The sequence below is a fragment of the Kitasatospora sp. NPDC005856 genome (assembly GCF_040629945.1).
GTDB lineage: Bacteria > Actinomycetota > Actinomycetes > Streptomycetales > Streptomycetaceae > Kitasatospora.
This window is the reverse complement of record NZ_JBEXWT010000036.1, coordinates 75,360-81,527: the sequence shown is the minus strand read 5'-3', so window position 1 is coordinate 81,527 and position 6,168 is coordinate 75,360. Positions and strand designations below refer to the sequence as shown.

Below are 6,168 nucleotides of genomic sequence, written 5' to 3'. Positions count from 1 at the left end.
CACCCCGGGGACCGGACAGGGGCACCCGGAGTGACCCACGAGGCCTGTACCGCGCAACCCGCGCGGCACAGGCCTCGCGCCGTCCCCCGGGACCGACTCGACCGTCGCGATCGGTCTGGACCTTCGCTTCGGTGCGCTGTTCGCGTCGTGGACGCTGCGGGACATGGGGGACTCCTTCGCTCTTCGGCTGCGGGTGTGCGGCGCCGGGGCCGGTGGTGCTGTGGGTCAGCCGCGGCCGGCGGACAGCAGCCCCGTCCAGGTGGCGGGGCCGACGATGCCGTCGGCCTTCAGACCGTGAGCGCGCTGGAACGCCTTGACGGCAGCGGTCGTCTCGGGCCCGAAGACGCCGTCGACCGCCACCCGGTGCCCGTGGGCGTCGAGCCGGCGCTGGAGCGCGGAGACAGCGTCCCCGCGCATGCCCTCACGCAGGTTCAGCCGCACGTCGGCCGCGGCGGTGTCGCGCGACGCCCCGTGGGCACCGGGGCGGACGCTCTCGGCACTGGCGACACCGATGCCCGCGAGGACGCCGGCGGCCAGGACAGCCGCGACCGTGGTGCGCGCGGTCAGCCCGGTACGCCCCTTCAGGGCGCCGAACACTCCATTGCTGGGCATGCTCATGACTACTCCTTGGGTCGGGTGTGCCCGATCCGGGCAGGCCGAGGCCGCCCGGATACGGGCGAGAGGGGATGGGTTTCACCGGAGGGCCTCCGGCTGCCCTCACGATTGCACGTCACCCGCCGGGACTTCTACGCTGTGCGAGCACACGGTTACTCATGCATATGCGCAAGCGCGGACCTGTGCTGTGACCTGGGAATATGAACGACCCGAGACATGCGAGGGGGACTGCGCATGCCGCAGGACCGGATCACGGAGACCGACGGCGAAAGCCTGCGGCCTCCGTCGGTCAGGACGGAACTGGCACTCACCCTGCGGCGCTGGCGAAAGGAGGCCGGCCAGACGCAGACCACCGTCGGGCGAAGCCTTCACATCGCCCAGACCACCCTGTCGCGCTACGAGAATCCCGACGGCCAGAACCCCGCCCCCGTGGACGCGATCCGCCTGTTGTGGGAGCACTACCGACTCCCGGACGACGAACTCGCGAACGCGCTCGGACTGCGGGCTCAGGTGGAGGGCGAAGCACCGGGCGCCGCCCGGACCCGCCCGGACGAACCGTCCGACGACGGCCCGGCCGAGCCTCGTGAACCCGCCGCCACCGCCGCCGCCACCACCGCCACCGCTTCCGAACCCGCCACCCGCACACGGCACTGGCCGCTCTGGTGCGCCGCCGCACTGGTGCTCGCGGCGGCCGCCATCGCCGTCCCCCGGCTGGCGGGGGACGACTCCCCGGCCTCGGAGACGCCCACCTCACCCGCAGCCGCGGTCCCACCCCGAGCGACGCCCGCGGTCGCCTGCGACGCCTCCTCCTGCACCGGCATCGAGCCCGCCGCCACGACCTGCCTGCAGGACGCCTCCACCACCGCCCGCAACCAGGCGTACGGCGTCCTGATCGAACTCCGCTTCAGCCCCTCCTGCCGAGCGGCATGGGCCAGGATGAGCGGCAGCTCCCCGGACGACCGCGTCCAGGTCTTCGACCGGAACGGCGCCCCGTCCGATCAGCAGGAGTACCGCCAGCAGTACGGTCACGACGCGCACACCAAGATGGTCCACTCCGCCCGACCCACCGACGCCACCGCCTGCGCGGTCGTCGTCTCCCGGGGCACCGTCTGCACCGGCGACGCGACCACGGCCCCCACCCCCTCGCCGTAGCGAGAGCGTCTCCACCGCCGCGCGGGGCGGCGCCCGCCACCGCCCCCCGCATCCGGAGCGGCGCCGCCGGTCAGGCGCCGGCCCGACCGTCATGCCGACACGCAGGCGCGCCGGGCCGGGTCACCCGAGGTCGAAGGTGTTCGGCAGGCCGAGGCGGTAGCGGGCCTCGTCGACCAGCTTGAGCGGCTCCAGCTCCGGGGGCCGGAAGAGTCCCCGGATCCGGCAGCGCCCGGCGGTCGAACCGTCCGCGTCCAGCAGGGCGTTGACGGCGCGCCGCGCGGACTCGTTGGCCCCCTCCATGGTGGCCAGGTCGACCTCGGTGCGGACGTAGTCGCCGGCCAGGAAGAAGTTGCCGACCGCGGTCACGGCGGAGGGCCGGTCGTAGAGCGTTCCGGCGGGGTGGACCAGCAACTGCTCGCGGTTGGCCGGCGCCGGCCCGCCCAGACCGGTGACGGCCGGGTCGAGGAACCACGAGTGCAGCTCCGCGTCCGCCGGCCACCCGGCGCCCGGCCGGTCGAAGGCCCGCCGGCACTGCGCCCAGACCTCGCGCGCCACCTCCTCGCGGGTGCACTCCTTGGCCGTCCTGCCGTAGAGGATGCCGGGCCGGTCCCACTCCGAGACGCAGACCGACAGGCAGTCGCGCACCGTTCCGTCGCCGTAGGCCGCCGCGAAGTCCCGGTCCCAGAACTGCGCCTGGTTGACGGCGGTGAGCGACCACGGGGAGTCCAGGGCGACGGCGTGGCCGTGCACCGGCCGCACCGGGCGGCGCAGGTAGAACTGGATGCCCGTCATCCAGTCCGTGCGGATCGCGTCGCAGCGCGCCAGCTGCGGATCGGCGGCACGCAGACGCGGGCCCCAGGTGGCGCGGGCGTGCTCGACCGGCAGCGCGCTGAGGTAGTAGTCCGCCCGCACCGTCCCGGGGGCGCCGCCGCCGGCCGGCGCCACCCGGACGCCGGTGATCCGGCCCTCCGCGTACAGCACCTCCCGGACCTCGGTCCCGGTCCGGAACCCGACGCCCAGCGAGGACAGATGGGCCACCCACGGGTCGATCCAGGCCTCGCTGGTGGGGCCGTTGAGCACCCGGTCGGGCTGTCCGTCGACACCGCGCCCCAGCAACCCGTTCAGCAGGAAGGCCTCGACGACGGTGCGGGCCACCGTACGGGTGCTGGCCTGCTCGGCCCGGGTCGCGACCAGGTCCCGGGTCAGGCCGACCCCGAGGAGGCGCTGGTAGTCGTGGGACATCCGCCCGGCCCTGATGAAGTCCCACCACGGCACCCGCTCCCACTGCTGCTCGCGACGCAGGTCGCAGCTGGTCAGGTGGACCAGGACCCGGTCCGTGAAGTAGGCCAGCTCGTCGGCGGGCAGGTGCAGCACCTCGTCCAGCACCCCGGCCAGGGTCCGCCGCAGGGCGTCCGGGGCGAGGTCGCCCAGGTCGAGCGGGCGGGTGAGGGACCGGAACGGCAGGAGCAGGCCCGGGCGCGGGGCGTCGAAGGCCAGCAGCGCCTGGGTGGCGTCGCGCAGGTTGCCGTGCACGCCGCCGGGGTTGCCGGCGCAGGGGATGCGGCGCAGGGTGTCCGGCAGGTTGCGGTAGAAGCCGGGGAAGAACCGGAAGCCGTGCTCGCCCGGCAGCGCCCGACGGCCACCGGCCGCGCTGCCCGGCACGTCCATGCTCCTGGCCTTGCCGCCGAGCGCGGCGTGGTACTCGTACACCGTCACCCGGTAGCCGCGCTCGGCCAGTTCGTGCGCCGCGCTCAGCCCGGAGACCCCGCCGCCGAGGACCGCCACGCTCCGCCCGGAGCCGGCGCGGCCACCGGCGCCCGCGCCACGCGGGAGCGCGGCGGCGCCCGCCGCGGGCCCGACGGCCAGACTCCCACCCAACACGGCGGCCCTGGCGAGGAACTGACGTCGCGTCCGCTCGCCCACCGCACCCTCCCGCGAATCCTCGGCCAACCCCATGACGCGCACACCTCCGGCCTCCTGGTCACCCCGAGCGGCGGGGCCGACCCCCGGTGTGAAACGACCGGGCCGGGCGCCGGTCACCCGTAGCCGGTCCGGGGCACTTCGCGGTCGCCGCCCTCCTGCCCCGGTGCCACCGACTCTGCGACCATGAACGGCCGTGGGCGGCCCTTTCCTCCAGGACCCCAGGGTCCGGAGGGCCTGTCCGTCGTGCGGAACCTCCTCAACACGGCGCCGCAGCCGGTACGTTCGTCGGCCGGGCGACACCACGGCAGGCGGCGCGCCGAAGGGCGGTCGGGTGGCGGGTGCGCCGCTCGGGACATGCCCCGCCCCCTCAACACCGCTGCCCCTCAAGCACCTTGGCGATCCAGACGACCCCCCCAGGGCGCCGTCCGACCAGGAGAGAGAGCCATGGCCACCGCACCGATCACCCCCGGCGACTTCCCCACCAGCCCGCTCGCCCTGCGCTCCGCCGACCCCGCCCGACAGGCCAAGGCCCGCGCCTTCGCCTCCGAGCAGGCGAACGCCGCCGTCGAAGCGGCCGGCATGCTGGCCCGGACATGGGAGGCCACTTCGGACGTGCCGGCCCGGGTGGCCGCGCTGGCCGCCGTCCACGCGCACCTGGTCGACTGGCGCTACCGTCTCGCCGTCACGATGGGCCCGCCTCCGGGCATCGCCGGCGCGGCCTTCAACCCGGAGCGCTTCCGCACCCCCATCCGGGAAGGCGACACCAACTACGACCGCCTCGGCGAGGTCGGCCGCCTGCGCGAGGGCGCGCGATGGGACCGGGCCACGCGCACCTACACCGGAGGCCTCGCCACCCCGGCCTGGGAGGCCATGCTCCGCCACGGACGCCTCGCCGAGCAGCGCTTCGCCACCGAGGGCGTCGAGGGCGACACCCTCCAGAACCGGGTGCTCCTGCCGGACGGACGGCGGATCACCGGCAACCGCCTCCTGCGGGGCGAAGCCGCCCACCGCACCGACGCCGAACTCACCGCCCGCTACACGGCCCGGGGCCTGGACGCCTCCTGGGTGGAGAGCGGCGGCAAGCCGATCTACAGCGCCACCCCCGCCCCCCGCGACAGCGCCCTCCTCCACGCCGCGGCCCTCGACCTCCTGGCCCACCCCCACCTCACCACCGAGGACTACCTGCTGGCCCGCTACCTGCTCTTCCAGGCCCCCCGGACCAAGAAGGGGAGCGACGCCGTGACCAGGACGTTCATCGTCGCGGTCGGCGCCGTCGCCCTCCCCGGCACCGCCCCCGCCCTACCCGAGGACATCGACCTGCGCTGCTACGTCCTCGGCCAGGACCTCTGCTGCGCCGCAGCCGGAGCAAAGCCCCTCGAGAACCGCAACGGTTGGCCCGGGTAGGGGCCGCTGCCCGAACCCGCCACTCACGCGGCTTCGGGCAGCGGCCGTTCCCGGATGCCCGCCGTATCCGTCGCGGCGAGAGCCCGTCCCCGGTCGGCTTTCAGCGCGACTCCTCCAACAGCGCTGCCGCGACGGCGACTTCGGTGCCGGCCAGGCCGACCGAGCAGAAGACGGTGATGTCGTCCGCGTTGGTGCGCGCGGCCTCGTCGCCGGCCAGAACGGCGCCGAGACCGACCATCCGCCCGACGGGGAAGACGTGCGGTTCGGCGTAGCCGGCCGTCTGCGCGAGCGAGTCCGTCAGCAGGACGTGCGCGCGCTCCGCCAGGGCGGCGGGAACCTCGTGGCGCGAGAGCGTCTTGGGCCCGAGCGTCGTCACATGGGTGCCCGGTGCGATCCAGTCGGCGTCCAGGACGGGCACCGGGCTGTTCGTCGCGACGACCACGACGTCGCGCTCCCGCACCGCCTCCTCGACCGTGCCCACCGCCCGCACCTCGACCCCCAACTCCTCGGCGGCGCGCCGGGCGAACGCCCGCGCCCGCTCCGGCCGGCGGGACGCCACCACAGCCCGCGCCACGGGCCGCACCGCGCGGATCGCCCACAGCTGCGCCCAGGCCTGCGCCCCCGCCCCGACGAGTCCGAGCCGCAGCGGACCGGGATTCGCCGCCGCGTCCACCGCCACGGCCCCGATCGCGCCGGTGCGCCGCGGGCCCAGCTCGCCGCCGTGCACGACGGCCCTGAGCCGGCCGTCCTCGGTGCTCCACACGGCCACCAGCTGCTCCGCCCCGACCACGGTGTCGTAGGACCGGAAACCGATCAGCTTCTCCGCGTGCAGCCGTCCCGCCGTGAACACCAGCTGTCCGTCGCCGAGTTCGGCGCGCACGCGCGGCGGAGCGACGAGACCGCCCGTGTGCGCGGCCAGCAGGGCGCCGCGTACCGCCCGCACGGCGCGCGGGGCGTCGAGGCGCCGGCGGACGTCGTCGTCATTCAGCAGCAGCACGGACATCGTGCACGTCCTTCACAGGCGGGGGGCGGAACGGAGATCATTCTGTCGGGACGGCGTACGACGGTCATCCG

General features: G+C 75.1%; 5 protein-coding genes. 2 read left to right on the top strand and 3 right to left on the bottom strand.

The annotated features are described in order from the left end of the window. Positions 1–225: 225 nt before the first annotated feature. A complete protein-coding gene (locus ABZ449_RS22425) occupies positions 226–618 on the bottom strand; it encodes a peptidoglycan-binding domain-containing protein (RefSeq protein ID WP_360348542.1) in 393 nt (130 codons plus the stop codon). Positions 619–849: 231 nt separating this feature from the next. Here ABZ449_RS22425 and ABZ449_RS22420 point away from each other — a divergent pair, with 231 nt between their 5' ends. Then, entirely contained in the window at positions 850–1,767 is a 918-nt protein-coding gene (locus tag ABZ449_RS22420) for a DUF2690 domain-containing protein (RefSeq protein WP_360348540.1), read from the top strand. A 120-nt stretch (positions 1,768–1,887) separates the two neighbouring features. Here the strand turns inward: ABZ449_RS22420 and ABZ449_RS22415 are convergent, their stop codons facing one another. Continuing rightward, complete coding sequence (locus ABZ449_RS22415) at positions 1,888–3,723, bottom strand: FAD-dependent oxidoreductase (RefSeq protein WP_360348537.1); 1,836 nt, start codon at positions 3,721–3,723, stop codon at positions 1,888–1,890. Positions 3,724–4,134: 411 nt separating this feature from the next. On the opposite strand from ABZ449_RS22415, the gene ABZ449_RS22410 reads away from it, so the two are divergent. Further along, entirely contained in the window at positions 4,135–5,094 is a 960-nt protein-coding gene (locus ABZ449_RS22410; protein ID WP_360348534.1) for a hypothetical protein, read from the top strand. Positions 5,095–5,194: 100 nt separating this feature from the next. On the opposite strand, the gene ABZ449_RS22405 is transcribed toward ABZ449_RS22410, so the two are convergent. Then, a complete protein-coding gene (locus ABZ449_RS22405; RefSeq protein ID WP_360348532.1) occupies positions 5,195–6,097 on the bottom strand; it encodes an NAD(P)-binding domain-containing protein in 903 nt (300 codons plus the stop codon). Between the last annotated feature and the right edge of the window lie 71 nt (positions 6,098–6,168).

Bases quoted from the DNA above. Each gene is read 5' to 3' on its own strand.
- ABZ449_RS22425 (WP_360348542.1), bottom strand. From the start codon at position 618: ATGAGCATGCCCAGCAATGGAGTGTTCGGCGCCCTGAAGGGGCGTACC.
- ABZ449_RS22420 (WP_360348540.1), top strand. From the start codon at position 850: ATGCCGCAGGACCGGATCACGGAGACCGACGGCGAAAGCCTGCGGCCT.
- ABZ449_RS22415 (WP_360348537.1), bottom strand. From the start codon at position 3,723: ATGGGGTTGGCCGAGGATTCGCGGGAGGGTGCGGTGGGCGAGCGGACG.
- ABZ449_RS22410 (WP_360348534.1), top strand. From the start codon at position 4,135: ATGGCCACCGCACCGATCACCCCCGGCGACTTCCCCACCAGCCCGCTC.
- ABZ449_RS22405 (WP_360348532.1), bottom strand. From the start codon at position 6,097: ATGTCCGTGCTGCTGCTGAATGACGACGACGTCCGCCGGCGCCTCGAC.